General features: G+C 60.6%; 23 protein-coding genes. 14 read left to right on the top strand and 9 right to left on the bottom strand.

Features of this window, described 5'->3' with window-relative positions:
* Positions 1 to 122: 122 nt before the first annotated feature.
* Positions 123 to 2,174 carry a putative bifunctional diguanylate cyclase/phosphodiesterase gene (locus ACA068_RS23100; protein ID WP_497305048.1) on the bottom strand — a complete coding sequence of 684 codons (2,052 nt, stop codon included), beginning with the start codon at positions 2,172 to 2,174 and terminating at the stop codon, positions 123 to 125.
* 1,188 nt (positions 2,175 to 3,362) lie between these two features.
* On the opposite strand from ACA068_RS23100, the gene ACA068_RS23095 reads away from it, so the two are divergent.
* A complete protein-coding gene (locus tag ACA068_RS23095) occupies positions 3,363 to 3,737 on the top strand; it encodes a DUF6124 family protein (protein ID WP_497305046.1) in 375 nt (124 codons plus the stop codon).
* 57 nt (positions 3,738 to 3,794) lie between these two features.
* Here ACA068_RS23095 and ACA068_RS23090 read toward each other — a convergent pair whose 3' ends face one another.
* The 3 genes from ACA068_RS23090 to ACA068_RS23080 form a co-directional block, all read right to left on the bottom strand.
* Positions 3,795 to 4,391, bottom strand: a complete 597-nt coding sequence (locus tag ACA068_RS23090; protein WP_497305044.1) for a superoxide dismutase — start codon at positions 4,389 to 4,391, stop codon at positions 3,795 to 3,797.
* Positions 4,392 to 4,567: 176 nt separating this feature from the next.
* Positions 4,568 to 5,170, bottom strand: a complete 603-nt coding sequence (locus ACA068_RS23085; protein WP_109634398.1) for a LysE/ArgO family amino acid transporter — start codon at positions 5,168 to 5,170, stop codon at positions 4,568 to 4,570.
* Positions 5,171 to 5,176: 6 nt separating this feature from the next.
* Positions 5,177 to 5,578, bottom strand: a complete 402-nt coding sequence (locus ACA068_RS23080) for an ACT domain-containing protein (RefSeq protein WP_497305042.1) — start codon at positions 5,576 to 5,578, stop codon at positions 5,177 to 5,179.
* A 95-nt stretch (positions 5,579 to 5,673) separates the two neighbouring features.
* Here ACA068_RS23080 and ACA068_RS23075 point away from each other — a divergent pair, with 95 nt between their 5' ends.
* The 4 genes from ACA068_RS23075 (at position 5,674) to ACA068_RS23060 (ending at position 9,721) form a co-directional block, all read left to right on the top strand.
* Positions 5,674 to 6,567, top strand: coding sequence for a LysR family transcriptional regulator ArgP (locus tag ACA068_RS23075; protein ID WP_497305040.1), 894 nt, complete (start codon positions 5,674 to 5,676; stop codon positions 6,565 to 6,567).
* A 61-nt stretch (positions 6,568 to 6,628) separates the two neighbouring features.
* A complete protein-coding gene (locus ACA068_RS23070; protein ID WP_497305038.1) occupies positions 6,629 to 7,621 on the top strand; it encodes an NAD-dependent epimerase/dehydratase family protein in 993 nt (330 codons plus the stop codon).
* A gap of 121 nt (positions 7,622 to 7,742) precedes the next feature.
* Positions 7,743 to 8,621 carry an ATPase gene (locus ACA068_RS23065; RefSeq protein WP_497305036.1) on the top strand — a complete coding sequence of 293 codons (879 nt, stop codon included), beginning with the start codon at positions 7,743 to 7,745 and terminating at the stop codon, positions 8,619 to 8,621.
* 251 nt (positions 8,622 to 8,872) lie between these two features.
* On the top strand, positions 8,873 to 9,721 hold the full coding sequence (locus ACA068_RS23060; RefSeq protein ID WP_497305034.1) for a cache domain-containing protein: 849 nt from the start codon (positions 8,873 to 8,875) through the stop codon (positions 9,719 to 9,721).
* A 134-nt stretch (positions 9,722 to 9,855) separates the two neighbouring features.
* On the opposite strand, the gene ACA068_RS23055 is transcribed toward ACA068_RS23060, so the two are convergent.
* The gene (locus tag ACA068_RS23055) at positions 9,856 to 11,373 is read right to left on the bottom strand and encodes an MDR family MFS transporter (RefSeq protein ID WP_497305032.1); all 1,518 of its coding nucleotides are present in this window, start codon (positions 11,371 to 11,373) and stop codon (positions 9,856 to 9,858) included.
* A gap of 80 nt (positions 11,374 to 11,453) precedes the next feature.
* Positions 11,454 to 12,638, bottom strand: a complete 1,185-nt coding sequence (gene pobA, locus ACA068_RS23050; protein ID WP_497310651.1) for a 4-hydroxybenzoate 3-monooxygenase — start codon at positions 12,636 to 12,638, stop codon at positions 11,454 to 11,456.
* A gap of 188 nt (positions 12,639 to 12,826) precedes the next feature.
* Between pobA and ACA068_RS23045 the strand changes: the two genes are divergently transcribed.
* The gene (locus ACA068_RS23045; RefSeq protein ID WP_497305030.1) at positions 12,827 to 13,723 is read left to right on the top strand and encodes a helix-turn-helix domain-containing protein; all 897 of its coding nucleotides are present in this window, start codon (positions 12,827 to 12,829) and stop codon (positions 13,721 to 13,723) included.
* A 9-nt stretch (positions 13,724 to 13,732) separates the two neighbouring features.
* Here the strand turns inward: ACA068_RS23045 and ACA068_RS23040 are convergent, their stop codons facing one another.
* Complete coding sequence (locus tag ACA068_RS23040) at positions 13,733 to 13,909, bottom strand: hypothetical protein (protein WP_497305028.1); 177 nt, start codon at positions 13,907 to 13,909, stop codon at positions 13,733 to 13,735.
* A gap of 262 nt (positions 13,910 to 14,171) precedes the next feature.
* Positions 14,172 to 15,077 (bottom strand): LysR family transcriptional regulator, encoded by a 906-nt coding sequence (locus tag ACA068_RS23035; protein WP_497305026.1) that lies wholly within the window; start codon positions 15,075 to 15,077, stop codon positions 14,172 to 14,174.
* A 115-nt stretch (positions 15,078 to 15,192) separates the two neighbouring features.
* Between ACA068_RS23035 and ACA068_RS23030 the strand changes: the two genes are divergently transcribed.
* The gene (locus ACA068_RS23030) at positions 15,193 to 16,080 is read left to right on the top strand and encodes an MBL fold metallo-hydrolase (protein ID WP_497305024.1); all 888 of its coding nucleotides are present in this window, start codon (positions 15,193 to 15,195) and stop codon (positions 16,078 to 16,080) included.
* A 220-nt stretch (positions 16,081 to 16,300) separates the two neighbouring features.
* Positions 16,301 to 16,915 (top strand): NAD(P)-dependent oxidoreductase, encoded by a 615-nt coding sequence (locus ACA068_RS23025; protein ID WP_497305022.1) that lies wholly within the window; start codon positions 16,301 to 16,303, stop codon positions 16,913 to 16,915.
* 102 nt (positions 16,916 to 17,017) lie between these two features.
* Here ACA068_RS23025 and ACA068_RS23020 read toward each other — a convergent pair whose 3' ends face one another.
* On the bottom strand, positions 17,018 to 17,899 hold the full coding sequence (locus ACA068_RS23020; RefSeq protein WP_497305020.1) for a LysR substrate-binding domain-containing protein: 882 nt from the start codon (positions 17,897 to 17,899) through the stop codon (positions 17,018 to 17,020).
* 159 nt (positions 17,900 to 18,058) lie between these two features.
* Between ACA068_RS23020 and ACA068_RS23015 the strand changes: the two genes are divergently transcribed.
* From ACA068_RS23015 to ACA068_RS22990, 6 genes are all read left to right on the top strand, one after another.
* Positions 18,059 to 19,696, top strand: a complete 1,638-nt coding sequence (locus tag ACA068_RS23015; protein ID WP_497305018.1) for a 5-guanidino-2-oxopentanoate decarboxylase — start codon at positions 18,059 to 18,061, stop codon at positions 19,694 to 19,696.
* Positions 19,693 to 21,141 (top strand): aldehyde dehydrogenase family protein, encoded by a 1,449-nt coding sequence (locus ACA068_RS23010; protein WP_497305016.1) that lies wholly within the window; start codon positions 19,693 to 19,695, stop codon positions 21,139 to 21,141. Before ACA068_RS23015 ends, ACA068_RS23010 begins: the two co-directional genes overlap by 4 nt.
* A gap of 217 nt (positions 21,142 to 21,358) precedes the next feature.
* Positions 21,359 to 22,462, top strand: a complete 1,104-nt coding sequence (locus ACA068_RS23005) for an extracellular solute-binding protein (RefSeq protein ID WP_094470949.1) — start codon at positions 21,359 to 21,361, stop codon at positions 22,460 to 22,462.
* Positions 22,463 to 22,665: 203 nt separating this feature from the next.
* Positions 22,666 to 23,574, top strand: a complete 909-nt coding sequence (locus tag ACA068_RS23000) for an ABC transporter permease (RefSeq protein WP_497305014.1) — start codon at positions 22,666 to 22,668, stop codon at positions 23,572 to 23,574.
* Complete coding sequence (locus tag ACA068_RS22995) at positions 23,571 to 24,419, top strand: ABC transporter permease (RefSeq protein WP_497305012.1); 849 nt, start codon at positions 23,571 to 23,573, stop codon at positions 24,417 to 24,419. Before ACA068_RS23000 ends, ACA068_RS22995 begins: the two co-directional genes overlap by 4 nt.
* Positions 24,420 to 24,435: 16 nt before the next feature.
* Positions 24,436 to 25,491, top strand: coding sequence for an ABC transporter ATP-binding protein (locus ACA068_RS22990; RefSeq protein WP_497305010.1), 1,056 nt, complete (start codon positions 24,436 to 24,438; stop codon positions 25,489 to 25,491).
* Position 25,492: the final 1 nt, after the last annotated feature.

Raw genomic sequence — 25,492 nt, 5'->3', positions numbered from 1 at the left:
ATTCAGGCGAGAGCTGTGTCGTGGATCAAAAGATCGCAGCCTCGTTTCACTCGACAGCGGCTACAGAAGCACTCGGGCCCGTAGCAGCTGTCGAGTGAAACGAGGCTGCGATCTTTTGATATCTACAAAATGGCCGCGTTACTGCGCTGGGCCTGTTTCAGGTAGGCGCTCAATTCCCGTGCCGGCAGCGGTTTGCTGTAGTGGTAGCCCTGACCTTCGTGGCAGCCTTCGGAGATGATGTAGGCCTCTTGCTCGGCGGTTTCCACGCCTTCGGCAATCACCTGCATGCCCAGGCTCTTGCCCAGCTGGATGATCGCTCGAACGATGGTGGCATCGTCGTCGTCATCGAGCAGGTCCTGCACGAAGCTCTTGTCGATCTTGATCTTGTCCAGCGGCAGGCTTTTCAGGTAGCTCAAGGACGAATAACCGGTGCCGAAGTCGTCGATCGCAATCAATGCGCCGGAGCGGCGCAGGCTCAACAGGTGCTGGGCGGCGGTGCTGATGTCTTCCATCAGGCCGGTTTCGGTGACTTCCAGCTCCAGGCTGCGGGGTGGAAGGCGGTACATCTGCAACAGATTATTGACCACTCGCGGCAGCTCGGCGTGGTGCAGTTGCACGGTCGAAAGGTTCACCGCCATGCGCAGGTCCAGGAAACCCTGATCGTGCCATTCGCGTAATTGCTTGCACGCTTGATCCAGTACCCATTCGCCAATGGCGATGATGGTGCCGTTCTGCTCGGCCAACGGGATAAACAGGTCCGGCGGCACCAGGCCATGCTCGGGATGCTGCCATCGAATCAGGGCCTCGACACCCACCACCCGGTGATCGCGGTAGCTGATCTGCGGTTGGTAGACGAGGTAGAACTGGTCCCGCCGCAGGGCGTCGCGCAGGTCTTTCTCCAGTTCCCGGCGGCGACGCATCTCGGTGTCGACGCTGGCGATGTAGAACTGATAACGGTTGCGCGAGCGGGTTTTCGCCAGCGTCATGGTCTGCTCGGCTTTTTGCAGCAGTTTCTCGGTGCTGTCGCCATCCTCGGGAAACAGGGTGATGCCGATGGTCGCGCGCAGGCGGATTTCCTGATGATCGAGGGCAAACGCCGCTTCCAGATCATCGAGAATGCTTTGCGCCAGTTCGGCGGCTTCGTAAGGTTGTTCGATATCGGCCTGGACCAGGGCGAACTGGTCACCACCGAGACGGGCGAGGGCACCGAGGCGACCGCTGTGAGCGCGCAGGCGATCGGCCAGGGCCAGCAGCAATTGGTCGCCGGTCTGGTAGCTGAACTGTTCGTTGATGCCTTTGAAGTCGTCCAGGCCCACCACCAGCACCGCAACCCGTCTTTGCAATTTGCCGGCGTCGACGAGGATCTTGTCCAGTTGTTGCTGTAATTGCTGGCGGTTCGGCAGGCCTGTGAGGAAGTCGTACTGGGCCATGCGCAGCAGGCTGTTTTCCGCTTCGTGTCGCAGGTGGGTGTTGCGCTCGATGGATTCGAGCAACTGGTTGGCGGTGCTGATCCAGATACCCAGTTCGTTCTTTTCGTGACCCTTGAGCAGCGGAATCTTGTGTTCGCTGGGGCGGTCCGGATTGATTTCGGTCAGGTGTTCGATGATTCGCGACAGCGGTTTGGTCAGCAACCAGTGGTAGACCAGGTACAGCACCAGGCCCATGGCCAGGGCGCGCAATACGCCAGAGATGAAGATGATGACCGAACTGACGATGAAATCCTGCCCGTAGGTGGCGGTGTCGAGGGTGATGCTCAGGTCGCCGTAATACTCGCTGTAGGGGCCGCGGCCTACCAGTTGGGTGGTAAAGGTGCGTTCCTTGCCGAGGATCAGGTCGGTCAGCCAGCGACTGTTGGAATGCTGCAACTCACGAGACTTTTGCGCGAGCATGGCTTCGTTGGGATGGCCGATGGAGGCCTGGCGCACGGCTTCGTCCTGGAACAGGCCTTCGATGACCTGCATGCCCATTTCCCGGTCCAGGCTGTAGACGGCCTGGGTGGAGGGGTCGCGGAACATGTCGAGGATGCGCTCGGCATCGTTGGCCACGGCTTGGCGTGTTTTATAGGCATCGAAAACAATCTGCGCGCAGCTCAAGACTACGCCGACGATCAATGCCGACAGGAGCACGACCCGGAGCAACTTCACCGACAAGCTGTTCTTGAGTTCCAGCTTCAAAGGGTTATTCCTTGTTCCGTGCGGGTAGCATCAAGTTGCCATGAGTATTGGCAATCCCGTGATGGCAGTCAAAGGGACATTCAATCTCAGGTTTTTTTGCCTTCAGCTTGGCAGAAATGCTGTTGTTTTGAGTATTTGCCCTATTAGCACTGTGTCGGTAGTTGGGTCCTTCAACTTGAGGGGGATTGGGACTATTTTTCCTTTTGTTGATGTTAGCCTGCTGTGGCGTGGGGGCAAGGGGCTGAATGCTGGTTTCATTGTCCGAGATTGGCTTGGTTGCTTGGCGGCCTTAAAGCCGACCAATCTCTTTCAGGCGTACGTCATTTCATTGTGGGAGCGGGCTTGCTCGCGAAGGCGGCCTGGTAGCCGACCATGTTCTTGTTGGTTGTGTACATATCCATTGCTGCGGTAACGGCTGCTTATGGTTTCGCCCTTACGGCGACTCCCTTTGGCAAACGCCCCAAAGGAAGCAAAGGTCTTCGCCCCAACGTCCGGCCCCTCGCCTGGGCTCGGCGTTCCTTCGCTCCGGCATTCATCTGGGGGCATCGCCTCCGGTCGGCTTCGCTTCGACCTCCTCTCGATGTGTGCGGCTTCGCCGCACGGCGCTACGCGCCTACCCCCCAGATGAACGCCTCCACTCAGCCTCCCGACGGGGCGGGTGGATCAAGATCAAGAGCTGCAGGCGAGCTAACGCTCGGCCTAATGAGTGGTGAGAAGCGGACGGCGTACGCCGATCCATTGTGGGAGCTGGCCTGCCAGCGATGGCGGCCTGACAGCCGACCAATCTCTTCCTGTTGCCTCCGATTGATCGTTCCCATGCTCCGCGTGGGAATGCCGCCCGGGACGCTCCGCGTTCCATTTTGTGTGTTGAAAGATGTGTAAGAAACACAGCGATTTCCCACGCATTTTTCAGGTTGCCGGGTAGGAAGCAGTCTCTCTAACCTCTGGCTGTCGCTGAAAACTCAGCGGCCGGGTGTGAGAGCCCAGCAACTTATGGTCATCCAGTGTCTGTACACGCATAATCGCCGCCAGCTTACTCGCTGCCAGTATTTGCGTTATGGCGGCTGTGTGCGGGCGGACTTCGGTCCGGCCGGGTGTCCATAACCGGTCTTCTCACCTCGCACATAGCTGCCACCTCTTTGCCGTGTGAGAAGCGGCAAGTGGAGGCTCCAACGCTGGAGAAATTCAATGGACAAATTGATCCCCGACCCACCCTTCAACACCACCACCCCAGGCGCCGAAGACACCCAATCCGAAGCACTCCTGCGAGACCGCGAAGCCATAAAACGCGCCCTCGATTACTACCTCGACCCGCCAGCCCCATACCTCGAAAAAACCCGTCGCCCCAGCACGATGTTCATGATCGCCCCCAACATGGACACCGAAAGTCTCCTGGCCCAAGCCTGCGAGTCCCTGGCTTCGGCGAGTGTCATGGCCAGCGATTTCGCGGCGAACCTGATTGGCCCGCAGCGCAATACGGTGTTGGCAATTCAGCAGATCATCATGCTGGCTGAGTTGGCGGTGAACCGAGCCTTGGATAACGTCGATCCGCAAGCAGCCTGATTTCTCCAGGCCATAAAAAACCCGGCATATAGCCGGGTTTTCTGTCTGGCATCGAGCTTAAGCCTTGAAGGTTTTGCCTTCAAATTGCTCAGCCACGAATTTCCAGTTGACCAGGTTCCAGAACGCTTCGACGTATTTCGGACGAACGTTGCGGTAGTCGATGTAGTAAGCGTGTTCCCAGACGTCGCAGGTCAGCAGCGGGGTGTCGCCGCTGGTCAGCGGGTTGCCGGCGCCGATGGTGCTGGCCAGGGCCAGGGAACCGTCAGCCTTTTTCACCAGCCAGCCCCAACCGGAACCGAAGGTGCCGATGGAGGTTTTGCTGAATTCTTCTTTGAACTTGTCGAACGAACCGAAGGCTGCGTTGATGGCTTCAGCCAGTGCGCCGGTTGGTTGACCGCCAGCGTTTGGCGCCAGGCAGTTCCAGTAGAAAGTGTGGTTCCAAACCTGAGCGGCGTTGTTGAAGATACCGCCCGAGGAAGATTTGACGATTTCTTCCAGGGTCTTGCCTTCGAACTCGGTGCCTGGCACCAGGTTGTTCAGGTTCACGACGTAGGTGTTGTGGTGCTTGTCGTGGTGGTATTCCAGAGTTTCCTTGGAAATGTGCGGCTGCAGGGCATCGTGTGCGTAAGGCAGCGGCGGCAGTTCGAAAGCCATGATGATTCTCCTAATCAGGTCAGTTGCGGTGAGCGCAAGGCCGATCACGGGCGGCCAGACACGCGCCGGGGAGTTTGTACTCTTTGCGGCGCATCGGATCGGATCATAGCACCGGGGGTGCGGCATAACCACGCAACAACTGTGTGGGATAGAGGTTCCAGAGCCTTTTGGAATAATCAGGGCGCGACGATTAATTGAAACGCCACTGCAAACATCATCACCGCCACCAACAGATCAAGAATCCGCCAAGTGCTCGGCCGAGCCAGCCAGGGCGCCAACCATGCAGCACCGAGTGCCAAAGTGAAAAACCACAGCAACGACGCACTGGCCGCGCCCACGACATAAGCGCCGGGCTCGGTTTGCTGCGCGCCGAGGGAGCCGATCAACAACACCGTATCCAGATAAACGTGCGGGTTGAGCAACGTCACCGCCAACGCGCTGAGCATCACCGCACGCAGCGAACGCACTGTCTGGTTTTCACCTTGTTGCAGACTTTGTTTCGAGCAGGCCCGACGCAGTGCCTGACTGCCATACCAAATCAGAAAGACTGCGCCACCCCAGCGGGCGACCGCCAACAGGGTCGGGTTTTGCGCCAGCACCGTCGCCAGCCCGAATACCCCGGCGGCTACCAGCAAGGCGTCGCAGGTCACGCACAACGCCGCCACGGGCAGGTGGTGTTCACGCCGAAGGCTCTGCGCCAGCACAAACGCGTTCTGAGTGCCGATCGCCATGATCAGCCCGGCGGCCACCAACAGGCCGTTCACATAGCTTTGCCACATAAGGGTTTACTCCGCGTGGGCTGCCAGGTCGCGCAACACTTGCATTGCGTGTTGGGTATCGGCCTGACCGACGAATAAATGGTCGTGGTAGTAACCGGCGATCACGTTGCAACTGATGCCGGCCTGGCCCAGTGCTGTGGCGAAGGCGGCTGTCAGGCCGACGGCTTCGAGGGCCGAGTGCACGTTCAAGGTGATCCAGGCTGCGACGTAGTCGAAGCTGAAACCAGCCTTCTCGGCGTGGGAACGTTCGAGAATGACGGTCAGCCCTTCCTGCTCGCGAAAGCTGCCGACGATCTCAAGGCCAGCGGGCAACTTACCGTCGCGCAGGGTGCAGAACACGTATTCGCCGTCGTTGAGCTGCGGGCTCATGCTGCGTAGCAGCGTTGCCAATGAAGTTTCGCCAGCCATGTCGGTGTTCCTGTTCAAGAGTGCTTGCTGGCTATTCTCCGGTGCAACGCGGTATAAGAAAAACCAATCATGCTGATCGCTCATTAGGAAAACTGATGTTCGACTATAAATTGCTTTCTGCTCTGGCCGCGGTGGTCGAGCAGGCCGGATTCGAACGCGCCGCGCAGGTGTTGGGCTTGTCGCAATCGGCGATTTCCCAGCGCATCAAGCTGCTGGAGGCGCGGGTTGGCCAGCCGGTGCTTGTGCGGGTGACGCCGCCGGCGCCCACCGAGATTGGTCGGCGACTGCTCAACCATGTCCAGCAGGTGCGTTTGCTTGAGCGGGATCTACAGACGCTGGTGCCCGCGCTGGACGAAGAGGGTCTGCCGGAACGCCTGCGCATCGCGCTGAACGCCGACAGCCTTGCGACGTGGTGGGCCGCAGCCGTCAGTGATTTCTGCGCCGAGCAACACCTGCTGCTGGACCTGGTCGTCGAAGACCAGACGGTCGGCCTCAAACGCATGCGCGCTGGCGAAGTGGCCGCGTGCATCTGCGCCAGCGAGCGCCCGGTGGCTGGCGCGCGCAGCGTGTTGTTGGGTGCCATGCGTTATCGCGCGCTGGCCAGCCCGGCGTTTATCGCCCGGCATTTTTCTGAGGGTGTGCGTGCGGATCTGCTGGCAAAAACCCCGGCGCTGGTGTTCGGCCCGGACGATTTCCTACAGCATCGCTACCTCGCCTCCCTCGGTGTCGATGGCGGTTTCGAGCACCATTTATGCCCATCGTCTGAGGGCTTCATTCGCTTGACCGAAGCCGGACTTGGCTGGGGTCTGGTGCCCGAATTACAGGTGCGCGAGCAGCTGGAACGGGGTGTCTTGCAGGAGCTTTTGCCAGATAAGCCCATCGATGTGCCGCTGTACTGGCATCATTGGCGCAATGGCGGTCAGCTGTTGGGGTTGCTGACCGATCAATTGGTGCGTTCGTCGAAGCAATGGCTGGTGCCGTTGGACTGACGGGCAGCGTCAAGACTTACGCATTACGCATTACGCAAAACGAAAGACATCGGAGCTCTACATGAAAATTCTGGTCACCGGCGCAAGCGGCTTCATTGGCGGGCGCTTTGCGCGTTTCGCCCTGGAGCAGGGCCTGGACGTGCGGGTCAACGGTCGCCGGGCCGAAAGCGTCGAACACCTGGTGCGCCGTGGCGCCGAGTTTATCCCGGGCGACTTGAGTGACCCGGAACTGGCGCGCGAGCTGTGTTCCGATGTCGAAGCGGTGGTGCATTGCGCCGGCGCGGTCGGTTTATGGGGACGTTATCAGGACTTTCATCAAGGCAACGTGCAGGTCACCGAAAACGTGGTCGAGGCCTGCCTGAAACAGCGGGTCCGGCGCCTGGTGCATTTGTCGTCGCCGTCGATCTACTTCGATGGTCGTGATCATCTGGGGCTGACCGAAGAACAAGTGCCTAAACGTTTCAAGCATCCCTACGCCGCCACCAAATTCCTCGCCGAGCAAAAGGTCTTTGGTGCACAGGAATTCGGTCTCGAAACCCTGGCCCTGCGCCCGCGCTTCGTGACAGGAGCGGGTGACATGAGCATCTTCCCGCGACTGCTGAAGATGCAGCGCAAGGGACGCCTGGCGATCATCGGCAACGGCCTGAACAAAGTCGATTTCACCAGCGTGCAGAACCTCAATGAAGCGTTGCTGAGCAGCTTGCTGGCCAGCGGTTCGGCGCTGGGCAAGGCCTACAACATTAGCAACGGTACCCCGGTGCCGTTGTGGGACGTGGTCAATTACGTCATGCGCAAGATGGAAGTCCCACAAGTGACGCGCTACCGTTCCTACGGTCTGGCCTACAGCGTTGCCGCGCTCAACGAAGGGGTGTGCAAATTGTGGCCGGGCCGTCCCGAGCCGACGCTGTCGCGACTGGGCATGCAGGTCATGAACAAAAATTTCACCCTGGACATCAGCCGCGCCCGGCATTATCTGGACTACGATCCGAAAGTCAGTCTCTGGACGGCCCTCGATGAATTTTGCGGCTGGTGGAAAGCTCAGGACATTCGCTGACTTTTGCAGTGACAAACCCGCCAGCACTGAACCGAGTTTGGCGTTGAGGGTCAATCGCTGCGGCAGTGGGGTTTATACTCGCCGCCTATAGCCATCACCGCGTTCCACAAAGGTTGACTCAATGTCCATGCGTAACGATGCCAACGACGACTTCGATGATGTCCCGAGCCTGCGTGCAGACATCCCCGATGACGATGATTTTCCGACCTCGAAACGCACCTCCGTGCATTCGCGCACGGCGCCGGTGGTCAAAGTCAAAAGTGCCAGCACCGGTCCTCTGTGGGCCTTGGTCGGCGCTTTGTTCTTCGCGTTCGCCGGCCTTGCCTGGTGGAGCTTTCAGCAGATTTCGCTGATGGAACAGCAACTGGTGGCCACCCAGGAAAGTTTCGCGCGGATCAGTGAGGATGCGGCGGGGCGCTTGCAGGACATTTCCGGCAAGGTGGTCGCCAGCCAGACCAACGTCACCAGCGGCAGCGAAGCCCTGAAGCTGCAAATCAAGCAGCTGGAAAACCAACTGCAGGATCAAAGCAAGCAGCAGCAAGGTGTAGTCGGTCAGACCAGCGATCTGGACAAGCGCTTGGCACTGATGACTGCGCAAACCACCGATCTGGACAAACGCCTGGCGCAAATGACCGCCCAGAGCACCGAACACCAGACCGCTAACACGCAATTGCAGGCGCAGGTCAAAGCCTTGAGCACCGAGTTGGCTGCGTTGAAAAATGCCCTGGACGACACCAGCAAATTCGACGCCCAGCTCAAAAGCCTCGGCGCCGACATCGTTGCGCTGAAGAAACAGGGCAACCCGAGCGCCGCCATCGATCGTCTGGAGCAAGACATGATCGTGCTCAAAAGCCAGCAGGACAACCGCCCGGCTGCCGCGCAAGGCGTCACCAATACCGCCGAGTTCGACGCCTTCCGCGGGCAGACCACCCGCAACATCAACACCCTTCAGGCGCAGATCCAGAATCTGCAGCAGCAACTCCGCGCCCGGGCGCAATAGCGCGGTTGCTGGATCCTGTGGCGAGGGAGCTCGCTCCCGTTCGGCTGCGAAGCAGTCGTCAACGAGGCACTGCCGATCTGACTGAATAACTGCGGTGAATGGTTTTGGGGCCGCTTCGCGCCCCAGCGGGAGCAAGCTCCCTCGCCACACAAACCCCATTTGCCGCGATGGCCGGCGCTTTCCTGAATATTCGTACATATCCCATAGCCGTCTACGCTCTTGAAACACCGACAAGAACGAGGGGATGCGCTATGGGGGGTCTGCACAAGTTGGCCGTGCTGGGGGGGATGCTGTTGCTGTGCCTGGGGCAGGTTCAGGCCACTACGGCGGAAAAGGATGACAGCCAGGCCGCCAAGGCCTTGCTGGAAAAAGCCTTGGCCTACTACCACGACAACGGCGACAAGGCCTTCGCAGCGTTCAGCCGTCAGGGCGAGTTTGTCGATAAGGATCGTTACGTCTTCGTGGTCGATACCAAGGGCGTGATGCTCGCCAGTGGTGGCCCGTCTTCGGCGTTGATCGGGCGTGATGTGTCTGAAACCCTCGGCCCGGATTTGCAGAAAGCCTTCAAAGACGCCTTGAACGTGCCAGAAGGCAATGGCATCCAGCAGGCTGAATACCGCTGGCAGAACTGGTCCGACGGCAAGGTCGAGCGCAAGCATGTGTTCTATCAGCGTGTTGGCCAGCGGATTCTCGCCGTGGGTTACTACCTGCCACGGGCGTCGGCGGAGCAGGCGATGGCCTTGCTCAACAAAGCGGCGACTGATCTTGCCAAGGACGAGAAGGGCACGCTGACCGCGATCAACTCCCTCAAGGGCGGGTATTTGCAGGATGACCTGTACGTCTTCGTGGTCGACCTGAACACCCAGCGTTACGTGGCTCACGGCACCAACCTGCGGCTGATCAACACCGATTTTGGCAAGATCAAGGACCCGGAAGGCAAACCGGTGGGCGAGCCGATCCTGGCATTGATTGCCAAACAGGATTACGGCGAATACGAATACCGCTGGAAAAACCCGGTGACCGGCAAGGTTGAGGACAAACATGCCTACCTGAAAAAGGTCGGGCATTTTCTGGTGGCTGTCGGGTATTACAGCCCTTGATTCACCGTGGCCTGTAGACCGCTTTCGCGAGCAAGCCCGCTCCCACAAGGGATCTCCAGTGTTCACAGATCTTGTGTACGACCGAGAACCCTGTGGGAGCGGGCTTGCTCGCGAATGCAGGCAACTCGGTCCCCCTATCGAACCTTATCCTCCCGCCCACGCAACAGCATGTTCGGCATCGCAACCGCCGCCGCCAGCCCTAACAACGACACCGCCGCACTGACCATCAATAAATGCTGAAAGGTCAGCAGCAATTCGGCGCGCAAGGCGTTCTGCGCTTCCCCCGGCGCAGCGTTCAAACCGTCCAGCAACACATTCCCAGAACCGCCCTCGGCAATCGTCGACGAACCGGCCAGGTGGGCGAAGCTCGAATCCTGCAGCAATGCTAGCAGCAGCGCCGACATCAGCGCCACGCCCACCGCGCCGCCCAGCGAGCGGAACAGGTTGGTGGTGCTGGTGGCGACGCCGATGTCCCGCTGTTCCACCGAGTTCTGCGTGCCGACCAATGACGTCGGGAATTGCATGCCGCTGGCGATCCCGCTGAGCAACATAAACAGACTGCTGAGCAAAAAAGCCTGAGGCGGACTGAAGGCCATGCCGAGAATCGAGATTGGCATAAGTACGGCACCGGTCAGGATCATGGGTTTGTAGCGCCCCGTCACGGAAGTCCGGCGCCCGGCGAAATACGCACCGATCGGCAAGCCCATGGCCAGCGGCAACAGGTGCAGCGCGGCGCTGTCGGCCCCGGCGCCGGTGACGCTCTGGAAGCGCAGCGGCATCAGCACGATCAGCGAGATCGCCTGGAAACTGGTGAAGAAAATCGTGCACCAGCACAGGATCGCGTTGCGGTTGGCGAACAGGTGCATCGGCAGCAACGGCTCCCGCGCCCGGCGCTCATGCCAGACGAACAGCGCCAGCACCAGCACTGCGCACCCAAGCAGGCCCAGCACTTCGGCGCTGCGCCATGAGTGGCCCTGACCGACTTCGCTGATGCCCAGTAGCAAGGCAGTCAAACCGATAATCATCAGCAGCGTGCCGAGGTAATCGATGATCGGTTGGCGTTGTGGCACGGGCAAACCCACCAGCGTGCGATTGGCCACCAGCCAGGCACCCAGGCCCAGCGGCAGGTTGATCAAAAACACCCAGCGCCACGACAGGTATTCGGTCATGTAACCGCCGAGCACCGGGCCGGCGACACTGGCCACGGCGTACATGCTGCTGAAATAACCCTGATAACGACCGCGCTCCCGGGGCGGGACGATGTCGCCGATGATCGCCTGGCTGACCGAAATCATCCCGCCCGCGCCGATGCCCTGAATGATCCGCGCCAGCACCAGCTGCTCCATGCTCTGGGCCATGCCGCAGAACAACGAGGCGAGGGTGAACAGCCCCATGCCGAACAGCATCAACTTGCGCCGGCCGTACAGATCGCCGAGCTTGCCGTAGATCGGCACCGCCACCGTCATCGCCACCATGTAGCCGGAAATCACCCAGGCCAGCAGGCTGACGTCCTTGAATTGCGCGGAGATGGCCGGCATTGAAACGGCGACGATGGTTTGGTCCAGTGCGCCGAGAAAGATCGCCAGCATCAGGGCGATCAACACGCTGCGAATGGCCGGTTTGGGCGTTTCAGGCTGGTGGAGATTGGTCACGGCTGAAAACCTGCGGGCAGTGATTGACCCGCACGAAGCAAGGCGAGCGGCGGTGCTCGCCAGTGTAAGTCGATAGCAGGCTATTCGATAGCCTCATAAGGAAGCCCGACGTAATTTTCTGCAATGGTTTTTCGACCGGCTTCGGAGTTTACGAAGTAATCCAGCTCCGACTCGCAGATGCGCTGGCTGAAGGCGTCGTGATCATCGAAGCGGTGCAGCATCGAGGTCATCCACCAGGAAAACCGTTCGGCTTTCCAGACCCGGCGCAGGCAGATTTCAGAATACTTCTCCAGTAAGTCCAGTCGCCCCTCGTTGTACACCTTCTGCAAAATAGTGAACAAGGTGCTGACGTCGCTGGCCGCCAGGTTCAGGCCTTTGGCGCCGGTGGGCGGGACGATGTGCGCCGCGTCGCCGACCAGGAACATCCGCCCGTACTGCATCGGTTCGACCACGAAACTGCGCAGCGGCGCGATGCTCTTTTCGATGGACGGCCCGGTCACAAGGGTGTCGGCCAGCGCCGCAGGCAGACGCGACTTGAGTTCATCCCAGAATCGCTGGTCCGGCCAATCCTCGACCTTCTCGTCCGCCGGCACCTGGAGGTAATAACGCGTGCGGGTTGCCGAGCGCATGCTGCACAGGGCAAAACCGCGCGCGTGGCGGGCGTACACCAACTCGTCGTGGACCGGCGGCGTATCGGCGAGAATCCCGAGCCAGCCGAACGGATAGACCCGCTCGAAAACCTTCAGGCACTCGGCAGGAATCGACTGCCGCGCCACGCCATGGAAACCGTCGCACCCGGCGATGTAGTCGCAATCGAGGCGCCAGGTCTCGCCATCCTTCTCAAACGTCACGAACGGCTCTTCGGTTTTCATCCCGTGCGGTTCGACGTTGCCGGCTTCATAAATCGTCTGCGCGCCAGCCTCCCGACGAGCGGCCATCAGGTCGCGGGTGACTTCGGTCTGGCCATAGATCATTACGGTTTTGCCACCGGTCAGGGCTTGCAGATCGATGTGCACCTGGCGGCCGTCGAGGGCCAGTTCGAAACCACCATGGACCAGCCCTTCGGCGTCCATGCGCTGACCCACTCCGGCCTGACGCAACAGCTCTACCATGCCTTGTTCGAGGACACCGGCGCGGATTCGGCCGAGCACATAGTCGGGGGTCTGGCGTTCGAGGATCAGGGTGTCGATTCCGGCGTTATGCAGCAATTGGCCTAGCAGCAAACCGGAGGGACCGGCGCCAATGATGGCGATTTGGGTTTTCAGTGTTTTCATTGTTTTTATGACTCGCAAGCTTCACGCGACCACGGCCGGTGAATGATTTTTATGGATCGAGTGCTTGCATTTTTCCCTTGCGGGTCTGTCAATTGAAGGTGAAAACTGAGCCGATACCTGTACATTCTGCCAATCGGTGCGATTATCGCCCGTAACCCTCTGAGGCCTGGATTGAAGTGATGAACAAGCCTGACCTGCCTTCGATTCCAGTGTTCAAGCTCTACGGTGAAAGCCTGGACTGGCCGACCCCTGACTTGTTGCACTGTGAAACCATTTCCAAACGCAGCCGCGAACACCAGTGGGAAATCAAACCCCACCGTCACGCTGATTTATGCCAGTTACTCTTCGTATTCAAAGGTCAGGCAGAGCTTGAAATCGAAGGCAAACAGACGCAACTGACTGAACCGGCGATCCTGATCCTGCCGCCGTTATCGGTGCATGGTTACCGGTTCTCCGAGGACGTCGAAGGGTTCGTCGTTACCCTGGCCGCGCCGTTGATTGCTCATCTTCAGGCGCAACTGGGCAACTCGGTGAACGCGCTGGCCCAAGCCGAAAGTTATCCGGCGGGCCAGGAAAGCGAGTACCTCAATAGCCTGTTTTCAGCGCTGCAAGACGAATACACCGGCCACCAGCCCGCGCGCGAAATGCTCATGCATTCGCTGGTCAGCGTGATCATGGTGTGGGTCAGCCGTCAGGTGATTTCGCGCCGTGATGCCAGTCAGCGTCCGCATCGCGCCCGGGAATACCTCAACGGTTTTATCCAGCTGGTGGAAGAGACCTATCGTCAGCACGTCAAGGTCGAGGACCTGGCGCATCGGCTGGGGATTTCTGTCTCGCACCTCAACGGCACCTGCCGCGAGCTGGCGGGGCAGCCGGCGTTGCAGATCATGCACGAGCGCCAGTTGCTGGAAGCCAAACGCCTGCTGACCTACACCAGCATGACCATTTACGAAATGTCTGACGTGTTGGGGTTTTCCGATCCGACCAACTTCACGCGCCTGTTCCGACGCCGGGTGGGGATCTCGCCCAAGGCTTTTCGCGACCGCTTGAAGGCCGATCAGGATAACGAGGCCTGAGCGCCTTCGTTACCGAAGGGCGTTGAGGGTCGCGTTGTGGGGAATGCAGCGCTCGAAGTTACAACTCGCGTAGTCACGGGGCAGTTGTCGCAACTGCTCGACACGCCAGGCGGCGGTACCATACAACGCCAGCGTCGCTGCGCAGGTGACGAAAATGGCGACGTATCTTCTTGTTTTGGTGTTCATGGCGTTGACCTCTGAACGAATACCCTTCGGTATTACTTTCAGCATAGGTCAGCGCGGGTGAGTTGCCAGTCACACGGTCTACGTAATTATCCCGCCATTCAGAACACTGATACCCCTGTGGGAGGGTGTCGAGCGCATAGTCAGCGGTATCCCCAATCGAACTGTGGGAGCGGGCTTGCTCGCGAAAGCGGTGGGTCAGTCGGCATCAATGTTGGCTGACACACAGCATTCGCGAGCAAGCCCGCTCCCACATTTGATTCGGTTACAGGCCGATATCCCATGTTGGTTCTTCGGGAAACCTGAGCACCAGAAAATCCAGCATGCTGCGCAGCGCCGCCGGCATGTGCTTGCGTGAGGCGTACACCGCGTACACGCTCATCTGCCGTGGCTCGGCCTGGGGCAGCAGGCGGATCAGCTCGCCGCTGTGGATATGCACACCCGCTTGATAACTGGGCAGCATCGCCACCCCCGCACCGGCCATGGTTGCGCGCAGCAAGGTGCTGGCTTCATTGGCGCTGATGTTGCCCTGCACCGGCACCGACACCGGCTCGCCGTCCTCCTCGAAATGCCACAGGCTTTTGCCGAAATAGGAGTGGGTCAGGCAGTTGTGCTGGCTCAAGTCCTCGACCCGTTGCGGCGTCGGGTGTTCGCTCAAGTAGGCGGGGGAGGCGCAGATCACCGAGCGGCAGACCGTCAGCCGCCGGGCGATCAGGTTCGGGTCCAGGTCGTTGCTGGTGCGAATCGCCAGGTCGATGCGTTCATCCACCAGATTCACCGTGCGGTCGAGCATCTGCATGTCGATGCTGACACCGGGGTAACGTTTGACGTACGCGGCCACTGCATCCGCCAGTTGCGCCTGGCCGAACGAAGTGCTGACACTGATGCGCAGCAGGCCACGTGGCGCCTCATCCGGCTCGCTGACCGCTGCTTGCATGTCGGTGGACAGGTCGAGCATCTGCCGACAGCGAGGCAGGATTTCGCTGCCTGCAGCCGTCAGGCTCAATTTGCGAGTGGTGCGGTGCATCAGGCGCGCACCCACCCAATCCTCCAGCTCGGCCAGATAACGCGAAACCACCGGCCGTGACAGGTCCAGATGATCGGCGGCGGCCGACTGGCTGCCGAGGTCGACCACTGAGACGAACACTCGCATTGCTTGTAGACGATCCATGATTTGCCCGCTTTCAGAAACAAACTATGTTCAAGCATCGCATTTTTTGTACTGAGTCATGCAACTAAGCTCTGTCCCCATCGCCAGACACGGCATTCGGACAACGGAGCAACAGATGATCGGCTTCACCTTTCTCAAGCGCATTTTGCTGGCCACCGCCACCCTCGGCTTCGCGGCCCACGCCGCTGCGGCATCGACCCTGACCCTGGACGTGTACAACCCGGGCGACAAGGCGATCTTCCCGGTGACCTCGGTTCTGGTCAGCGGCGAGAAAGAAGCGATTCTGGTCGACGCGCAATTCGGCAAATCCCAGGCCGAACAGGTGGTCGAGAAAATCCGCGCCAGCGGCAAGCAACTGACCACCATCTACATCAGCCACGGTGACCCGGATTACTACTTCGGCCTCGACACCCTGACCGCCGCGTTCCCGAACGCCAAAGTGCTGGCCTCGCAGCCAACCGTTGATCACATCAAGCACACCGTTGACGGCAAACTGGCGTTCTGGGGCCCGAAAATGGGCGCCGACGTGCCGGCCAAAACCATTGTGCCCGGCGTACTCAAGGGCGACAGTCTGATGCTCGAAGGGCAGAAGTTGCAGGTGGTGGGCCTGGACGGCAAACAGCCAGACCGGACCTTTGTGTGGATCCCGTCGCTCAAGGCCGTGGTCGGTGGGGTGGTCGTGGCAGAAAACATCCACGTGTGGATGGCTGACACGCAAACCGCGCAATCCCACACCGATTGGCTGGCTACGCTGCACGCCATCGAAACCCTGAAACCGAAAACCATCGTGCCGGGGCATTACCTGGGGCAGAGCGCCCGTTCGTTGGCCGCCGTGCAGTTCACCGCCGATTACATCAAGGCCTTCGACGAAGAAACCGCCAAGGCCAAAGACTCCGCCGCGCTGATCGCCGCGATGAAAAAGCGCTTCCCGACCCTGGGCGAAGAGAGCTCGCTGGAGCTGAGTGCGAAAGTCGCCAAGGGCGAGATGAAGTGGGGTGAATGAGTTTATGTGGCGAGGGGATTAACTGTGGCGAGGGAGCTTGCTCCCGCTGGACCGGGCTGGCGCTCCAGTGCGAAGCGCTCCCCTGCAGTGTGTCAGCCACAGGGCATTCTCAGGTTTACGACTGCTGCGCAGCCGAACGGGAGCAAGCTCCCTCGCCACAGGATTGCGTGATCGCACTCGCTGCAAACGTCAGATATACCCAAGCCAACTGGAGAACGTCATGAGCAAAATCGCAATCATCGGTGCCACCGGCCGTGCCGGCAGCCAATTGCTGGAAGAAGCCCTGCGTCGAGGTCATAGCGTCACGGCCATTGCCCGCGACACCTCGAAGATCGGCCCGCGTGCCGGTGTGGTTACCAGGAACGTCGATGCCCTTGATGCTGAGGCGTTGCAAGCCGCCGTCGAAGGCCATGACGTGGTCATCAGCGCGGCGCACTTCGCGACCCTTACGGCCAGCGCCGTGGTCGGGCCGGTGAAAAAGGCCGGGGTGAAGCGTCTCCTGGTGGTGGGCGGTGCGGGTTCTTTGTTGTTGCCGGATGGCATTCGCGTCATCGACAGCAAGGGCTTTCCGGAGGAGTACAAGGCAGAGGCGAGCGCCGGGGCTAAGTTTCTTGGGAACCTGCGTCAGGAAAAGGATCTGGACTGGACCTTCCTGTCACCGTCGGCGGAGTTTGTCGAAGGTGAACGCACGGGGGCGTTTCGGGTGGGCAAGGACGATTTGCTGGTGAGCGGTGCAGGGCGCAGCTGGATCACGTTTGCCGATTACGCGATTGCGCTGATCGATGAAGTGGAAGCGCCGAAGCATTCGCGTCAGCGGTTCACTGTCGGGTATTGATAGCGCGGCTGAAACCATTCGCGAGCAAGCCCGCTCCCACATTGGAATGCATTCTCCTGTGGGAGCGGGCTTGCTCGCGAAGCTTTTCAGCTTTTCAGCTTTTCAGCGACTCTGAGCCTGCTCCACCAACCACCCCAACAACTCGCGCAATTTCGGCGAAGGTCCGGGTTTTTCCGGGAACACCAGGTAATACGCCAACCCCGTCTTCACCTTCAATTCAAACGGCATGACCAGCCGCCCGGCGCTCAGGTCATCGCCAATCAACGACCAATCCCCGATCGCCACGCCTGTGCCCTGGGACGCCATCGACATCGCCAGGTCCAGGGTTTCGAAATGCTGACCCTTGCCGACATTGCTCAAGCGCACATCGGCGCTGGCCAGCCAGGCTTTCCAATCGCGTTCGTCGCGGGTCGGATGCAACAGCATGTGTTGTTCCAGATCTTCCGGCGCCTGCAACGGCACCGGCCCTTCGAGGTACGGTCGGGAGCAGACCGGCGTCAGTTGCTCATCGAACAGCCGATGGGACGCCAGTGACGTCTCCGGCGGTACGCCATAGATCACCGCCGCATCGAACTGTTCACGATGAAAATCCACGCCGTGTTTCACCGTGGTGGTCAATTCCACGGGCACATCCGGGCGCTCCCTTTGCCACTGCACCAGGCGCGGCAGCAGCCAGCGCATCACGCACGTCGGCGCCTTGAGTTGCAGGGTTTCGCGCTTCTCGCCGATCTGTTCGACCGCCTCGTCGATCAAGCCGAAAATCTGCTGGACCCGTGGCAGCCATTCGCGTCCTTCGACGGTCAAGTCCAGGCCGCGGGCCTGACGGATAAACAGTTCATAACCCAAATGTTCTTCCAGCCCGGCGATCTGCCGACTCACCGCGCCCTGGGTGATGTACAGCTGTTCGGCGGCCCGGGTGAAGTTGCAGCACTGCGCGGTGATCAGAAAAGTGTGCAGTGCCGGCAGGGGAGGCAATCGTTTCATTGGGATCCAAGGTATGACGTGAGGACATGGCTAGTATGATTTTTTATCCATTGTTGCGGCTACGTGTCGCCCGTTCCAATGAGGCCATCCCTGGACCTGCCCACGCATCATAAACACTGCGCAGGCCCGGCGTCTCAAACGAACAAAAAGGGCAATGACATGGCGACGTGCGGCGAAGTATTGGTCAAGTTACTCGAAGATTACGGGGTCGAGCAGGTGTTCGGCATTCCCGGGGTGCATACCGTGGAGCTGTATCGCGGGCTGGCCCGTTCGAGTATCAACCACGTCACGCCGCGTCACGAACAGGGCGCCGGTTTCATGGCCGACGGATATGCGCGCACCAGCGGCAAACCGGGTGTGTGCTTCATCATCACCGGCCCAGGCATGACCAACATCACCACCGCCATGGGCCAGGCCTACGCCGACTCGATCCCGATGCTGGTGATCTCCAGCGTGCAATCGCGCAGCCAGTTGGGCGGCGGTCGCGGAAAGCTCCACGAGCTGCCGAACCAGAGTGCATTGGTCGGCGGCGTGGCGGCGTTCTCCCACACCCTGATGTCGGCGGCGGAATTGCCGGGCGTGCTGGCGCGTGCGTTTGCACTGTTCCAGGCCGGTCGTCCGCGTCCGGTGCACATCGAAATTCCGTTGGACGTGCTGGTTGAAGAGGCCGACGACCTGCTCGCCAGTCTCCCGGTGAACATCGACCGCGCCGGTGCCTCGCCAAGCGCCATCAGCCGCATGACCGCGCTGCTGGCCGGCGCCAAGCGTCCACTGATTCTCGCCGGTGGCGGTGCCATCGATGCGGCCGCCGAGCTGACCGAGTTGGCCGAACTGCTGGACGCGCCGGTGGCCCTGACCATCAATGCCAAAGGCATGCTCGAATCCAGCCACCCGTTGCTGATCGGTTCGACCCAGAGCCTGGTTGCGACCCGTGCCCTGGTGGCCGAGGCCGACGTGATATTGGCCATCGGCACCGAACTGGCCGAGACCGATTACGACGTCACGTTTGCCGGCGGTTTCGAGATCCCCGGCGTGCTGCTGCGCGTGGACATCGACCCCGACCAGACCGTGCGTAATTACCCGCCGAAAGTCGCCCTGGTCGCGGACTCGCGCAACGCCGCTCAAGCCCTGCTGGGCGAACTGTCCAAACACTCGCTGGCCGAGCGTCGCAACGATTGGGGTCAGGTCCGTGCCGCACGTTTACGCGAAGACCTCGCCGCGACCTGGGACGCCCCGACCCTGGCCCAGACCCGCTTCCTCGAAACCGTGCTGCACGAATTGCCGGACGCTGTGTTCGTCGGCGATTCGACCCAACCGGTGTACACCGGCAACCTGACGTTCAACCCGGAACGCCCGCGTCGCTGGTTCAACTCGTCCACCGGTTACGGCACTCTCGGTTACGCCTTGCCGGCGTCAATCGGCGCCTGGCTCGGTGGCAGCCTTGAAAACGGTGCGCGTCCTCCGGTGGTGTGCCTGATCGGCGACGGCGGCCTGCAATTCACCTTGCCGGAACTGGCCAGCGCCGTTGAAGCGCGCACCCCGGTGATCGTGCTGCTGTGGAATAACCAGGGCTACGAAGAGATCAAGAAATACATGGTCAACCGCGCCATCGAACCGGTGGGCGTGGACATCTACACCCCGGACTTCATCGGCGTGGCCAAGGCGTTGGGCTGCGCGGCCGAAGCGGTCAACGGTGTCGAGCAGTTGCGCAGCGCCTTGCGCACCGCCGCTGATCGTCAGGGCCCGACCCTGATTGAAATCGATCAGACGTCGTGGATGAAGGCGGTGTCGAAATGAGTTTTCCAACGACCCTGGACGGTCTGTACATCGACGGCCGATGGTCCGCCGGCAACGAACATCTGCGCGTGATCAACCCGGCCACCGAAGCCCTGTTGACCACCGTGAATGGCGGCGATGAGCAGTCTGTCAATCAAGCCGTCACTGCCGCGACTGACGCCTTCAAGGAATGGTCGAAAACCACCGGCGCCGAGCGCGGCGCGATCCTGCGCAGAATCGCCGCTGGCGTGCAGGCCGGACGCGATCACTTGATGAAATTGCAGTCGAGCAACAACGGCAAGCCGCTGTTCGAAGCCTCTATCGACGTCGATGACGTGATCGCCACATTCGAGTATTACGCCGGTTTGGCCGAAGGCCTCGATGCCAAACAAGACAGCAATGTCGAGCTGCCCACCGACGATTTCAGCGCCCGTGTGCGCCGTGAACCGTGCGGCGTGGTCGGCCTGATCGTGCCGTGGAATTTCCCGATGGTCACCACCGCCTGGAAACTTGCCCCAGCCCTGGCGGCCGGTTGCTGCGTGGTGCTCAAACCGTCCGAAGTCACGCCGCTGCCCGAGCTGGAACTGGCGGCGATCATCGCTGAAGCCGGCTTGCCGGATGGCGTGTTCAACCTGGTTTGCGGCACTGGGCTGGCGGTTGGCGCGCCGCTGTCGGCCGACCCGCGCATTGCCAAAATCTCCTTCACCGGCAGCAACGCGGTCGGTGTGCAGGTGATGCAACGCGCGGCGGAAACCGTGAAAGGCGTGAGCCTGGAACTGGGCGGCAAATCTTCGCTGCTAGTGCTCGCCGATGCTGACATCGAACTGGCGGTGGAAGTGGCCTGTGGCGGCGGCTTCTTCAACGCCGGGCAGATGTGCTCCGCCACCAGCCGCGTGCTGGTCGCTGACGAATTGGCAGATGAATTCCTCATCCGGTTGAAGGCCCGCGCCGAAGCCATTCGCGTCGCCGATCCGTTCGACCCGAACGTGGAAATGGGCGCCTTGGTCAATCAGGCGCAATACCAGCGTGTGCTGGGCCACATTGATCGTGGTTTGAATGCTGGCGCCAAACTGGTTTGCGGCGGCAATCGGCCCGCAGACCTGTCCCGCGGTTATTTTTTGCGGCCGACGATTTTCACCGAAGTGCCCCAGGGCAGTGCGTTGTGGTGTGAAGAGATTTTCGGGCCAGTGATCTGCGTGCGCAGTTTCGCCACCGAAGCCGAAGCGATTGCCCTGGCCAACGACAGCCAGTTCGGCCTGGTGGCCAGCGTGGTCACCCGCGACGCCGAAGCCGCGGACCGGGTCGCCAACGCCTTGCAGGCGGGGCTGGTGTGGATCAACGCGCCGCAAGTGATCTTCCCGCAGACGGCCTGGGGTGGCTACAAACAGAGCAGCATCGGCCGCGAATTGGGGCCGTGGGGCTTGCAGGCTTTCCAGGAAATCAAACACGTGATTCGCGCCGTCTGACGGCACGAAAAAGGTCAGCGCATGCCTCGTATGGAGGCATGCGCTGGTGTCATGGCTTCGATGAGTTTTTATCGATAGTCAGGTGTTTTGCACGACCTCAGGATGAACTCACTGGTTCAGCCAAACCCCCGAAAATACGAGGGATAACGCTGAACCGGCCGCGCGGATGCAACAGTTTCGACCTGCCTTATACCTACAAAAACAAAGGGAGTCCGTAATGGGCGAGCATGATCTAAACAGACGTCAATTCATCAAAACCGTGGGCGTGGCTTCGGTTGCAGCGGCGGCCATGAGTTTGCCCTTCGTCAAGGCCAATGCCAGCGACACACGCTTCCAGGGCAAAACCCTGCGCCTGCTGACCTGGTCCGACGACACCGGTTTGGCTGCACTGCGTAACATCGCGGCCACCTTCGAAGACAAATACGGCTGCAAGGTCATCGCTGACCGCACCGGCAGCACCTCGGAAATGGTCGCCAAACTCAAGGCCGGCGGTGATCGTCCGCAGTACGACATCATCACCCTGGCCGGCGTCGGCGCCGAAGGCCTGGCCGCGGCCAACCTGTTGGAAAAACCCGACCTCAACCGCATTCCCAACCTGGTCGATGTTCCGGAGAAATACCGTACCGGCGCCAACGGTCACGGCATCGGTTACCTGCTGTGGTGCAACAGCCTCGTCTACAGCACCCGCACCATCAAGGAAGCGCCGGACAGTTACGCCGCCCTGTGGGACGCCGAGCTGTCGCCGAACATCTTCCTGCCGCCGCCGAACTGGACCGAAGCGATGGACCTGATCATCATCGCCGCCAAACTGGCCGGGGGTGACGAGCACAACATCGAGCCGGGCTTCAAGAAACTCGCCGAGCTGAAAGATCGTGTGGTGACCCTGGGTGAAAACCCGAACCAGATCGCCGAACTGTTCCGCACCGGCTCCCTGGACATGGGCGGCCTGTACGCGCCGGCATTCTTCCCGAAACAGATCCGCGATCCGGCCTACGGCCTGGGCGCTACGTTCGGGATGAAGGAAGGTTTCTACACCGACCTGATGCTCTCGGTAATGCCGAAGAACCGTCCGGGCGATACCGACCTGACCTACGCCTTCATCAACCACTCTCTGGACCCGCTGGTGCAGGGCAAGATGGCCGAGGACATCTACAACGGCCCGGTCAACGCCAAGGCAATCATCTCCGCCGAAGCGCGCAAGAGCCCGTACATCCTCACGCCGGAGCAGATTGCCGAGAAGGCGATCATGCACGACAACGCCTTCCTGGCCACCGTGCATGACCAATGGATTCGTCGTTACACGGAAATCTTTTCTTCCTGATTTCTGCGGTTTGAAGATCCATTGTGGCGAGGGAGCTTGCTCCCGCTTGGCTGCGTAGCAGCCACAAAACCGAACACCTCTTTCTGTCTGAACGAGTGCGGTTATTCATTGGGGCCGCTTCGCGGCCCAGCGGGAGCAAGCTCCCTCGCCACAGGTTTTGCCGAATCTCAGTCTTGCTGCTTTCCATTGACGAGACCTTTGCTATGGAACACCAACCTCTGACTCATCCGGTCGCCGCCGTTCCCGCGCGCGCAAATCGGGGTGTTTCGCCGACGGCGCGTGCGTGGTTTTTCCTCTCGCCGTCGATGCTGTTTCTGGGCGTGCTGATTGCCGCCAGCCTGCTGGTGCTGCGCATGAGCGTGGGCACCAAAGGCGCAGAGTGGACCGGGTTCAGCCTGGCCAGTTATGCCCAATTGCTCGAACCCTATTACCTCAAATCCTTGCTGCTGACCCTGCGCCTGGCACTGATCAGCGCGGTGATCGCGGTGGTGCTGGCGATCCCGGTGGCCTACACCATGTCGCGGCTGACCTCGCCGTTCGTGCGCCGGATCTTCCTCGCCGCGGTGTTGCTGCCGTTGCTGGTCAATCTGCTGCTGCAAAGCTATGGCTGGCTGGTGATTCTCGGCCCTGGCGGCATGCTCAATCAGGCGCTGCTGGGCCTGGGCCTGATCAAGCGACCGATCATGCTGCTCTACAACCAGAACGGCGTGTTGATGGGCCTGGTGCAAACCGCGTTCCCGTTGGCTGTGCTGCCGATTGCCAGCGCCATGCGCGGCGTCGCGCGCACTTACGAAGAAGCCGCCGCCACCCTGGGGGCGAGTCGCTTCCAGGTGTTCCGCCAGGTGGTGCTGCCGATGAGCATGCCGGGGATCATCACCGGCGCGACGTTGGTGTTCGCCTACAACGCCAGCAGTTTCGTCGTGCCTTTGCTGCTCGGCGGCCGGCGCGTGCCGATGCTGGCGGTGATGGTGCATGACCAGATCGCCCCGCTGATGAACTGGCCCGCCGCGTCCGCTGCCGGTGTGGTGCTGATCGTCACCACGCTGGCGATCATGACCTTGTCCGAATTCATCACTGGCCGTCGTCGGCGCATGCTGGAGGCTTCGCAATGAGCACGTTGACCAAGAAACGTTATGGGCTGCTGCCCGGCGAGACCGGCAAGTTTGCCGGCATCCTGTCGGGCTTCATCCTGCTGCTGGCGGTGTTGCCGATCCTGACCATGATCGTGATGTCGTTCAGCGGTGCGTCGAACCTTGACTTCCCGCCGAGCAGCTACAGCCTGCAATGGTACAAGGCCGCCTGGAACACCTTCGTGTCGCCGGATTCCAGCGATGTGCTGAGCCTGGGCCAAGCCATGACCACCAGCCTGATGGTGGCGTGCCTGACAATGGTGTTTGCCACCATTGTCGCGGTGCCGGCGGCTTACGCACTGACCCGTTGCGAGTTCCGCGGCAAGGCTGTGGCGCTGCAACTGATGTCGCTGCCATTGGTGTTTCCAATGGTGGTGTTGGGCCTGGCGTTATTGCTGGTGTTTGACAGCCTGCCATTTCACATCACTACGTCGCGGCTGGTGATTGCCCACGTGATCCTGGCCCTGCCGTTCGTGGTCAAGAACTGCACGGCGGCGATGCTCTCCATCGGCAGCGAAGTCGAAGAGGCCGCGCAAATGCTCGGCGCCTCACCGCTGCGGGCGATTATCGATGTGGTGGTGCCGTTGATGAAGTCGGGGATTCTGGCGGGCATGCTGCTGGCGTTCATCGTCTCGTTCAACGAATTCACCGTGACCTATTTCCTCTACACCATCGACGTGATGACCGTGCCGATCTGGATGTACAGCCGCACCGTGTCTTCGCTCGACCCCACCGTATTTTCGTTTGCCGTGCTGATCGTGCTGATCGACTTCGTCCTGATCTGGGCGTTGGAGAAGCTGGTCGGTGAAGGTGGCGTTTCGTTCTGATTTCTTGAGGTGCAACATGACTGGTCTGATTCTGGAAAACGTCGAGAAATATTACGGCTCGGCCTGCGCGGTAAAGGATGTAAACCTGCATTTGCCGGAAGGCAAACTGGTGTGTTTCCTCGGCCCGTCGGGCTGCGGCAAAACCACCCTGCTGCGGATGATCGCCGGGCTTGAAACCCTGAGTGGCGGCGAGATTCGCCTGGACGGTGAAGACATCGGCCACACGCCTGCGCATCAACGTAATTTCGGCATGGTGTTCCAATCCCTAGCGCTGTTCCCGCACATGACGGTGGGGGAGAACATCGCCTATCCGCTGAAACTGCGCGGGGTCAGCAAAGCTGATCAGCAGGCGCGAGTGGTGGAATTGCTCGAGCTGATTCAACTGAGCGAGATGATTGATCGCCCGGTGGCCAAACTCTCCGGCGGTCAACGTCAGCGCGTGGCGATTGCCCGGGCGATTGCCGCGCGGCCGAAAATCCTGCTGCTGGATGAGCCACTGTCGGCACTCGACGCCAAGTTGCGCGAATCGATGCAGGTGGAAATCCGCCAGCTGCAACAACGCTTGAACATCACCACGATCATGGTCACCCACGACCAGCGCGAAGCCATGACCATGGCCGATATCGTGGTGGTGCTGGGTGAGCATCGGGTGCAGCAGGTGGGTTCGCCGATTGAAATCTACCGGCACCCGGCCAACGAATTTGTGGCGGACTTTATCGGCTCGGGCAACATCTTCCCGGCCACGGCGCTGGGCAACGGCAAGGTTGGATTGCCGGGTGGCGATGCGCTGGAAGTGCCGATCTGCAGCAGCATTGTGGTCGGTGAGAAGGTGAAGATGCTGATTCGCCCTGAGGACCTGCAACTGTCGCATCCGCAGGCGACGGCGGGTAATCGGTTGCTGGGCAAGGTGACGTTTGTGCGGGATATCGGCGCGACGATTGAAACCACCGTGGAGTGTTCGGGTGTGTCGTTTACCGCGCTGAGCACGCCGTGTCAGGGGTTTGGGTTGAGCATTGGCAATCCGGTGTCGGTGACGTTGCCGGCCGAGGCTTGCCGCGTACTCGGCGCCTGAC

The organism is Pseudomonas sp. LBUM1660, assembly GCF_059695935.1.
This window is presented reverse-complemented; position numbering and strand designations above follow the sequence as displayed.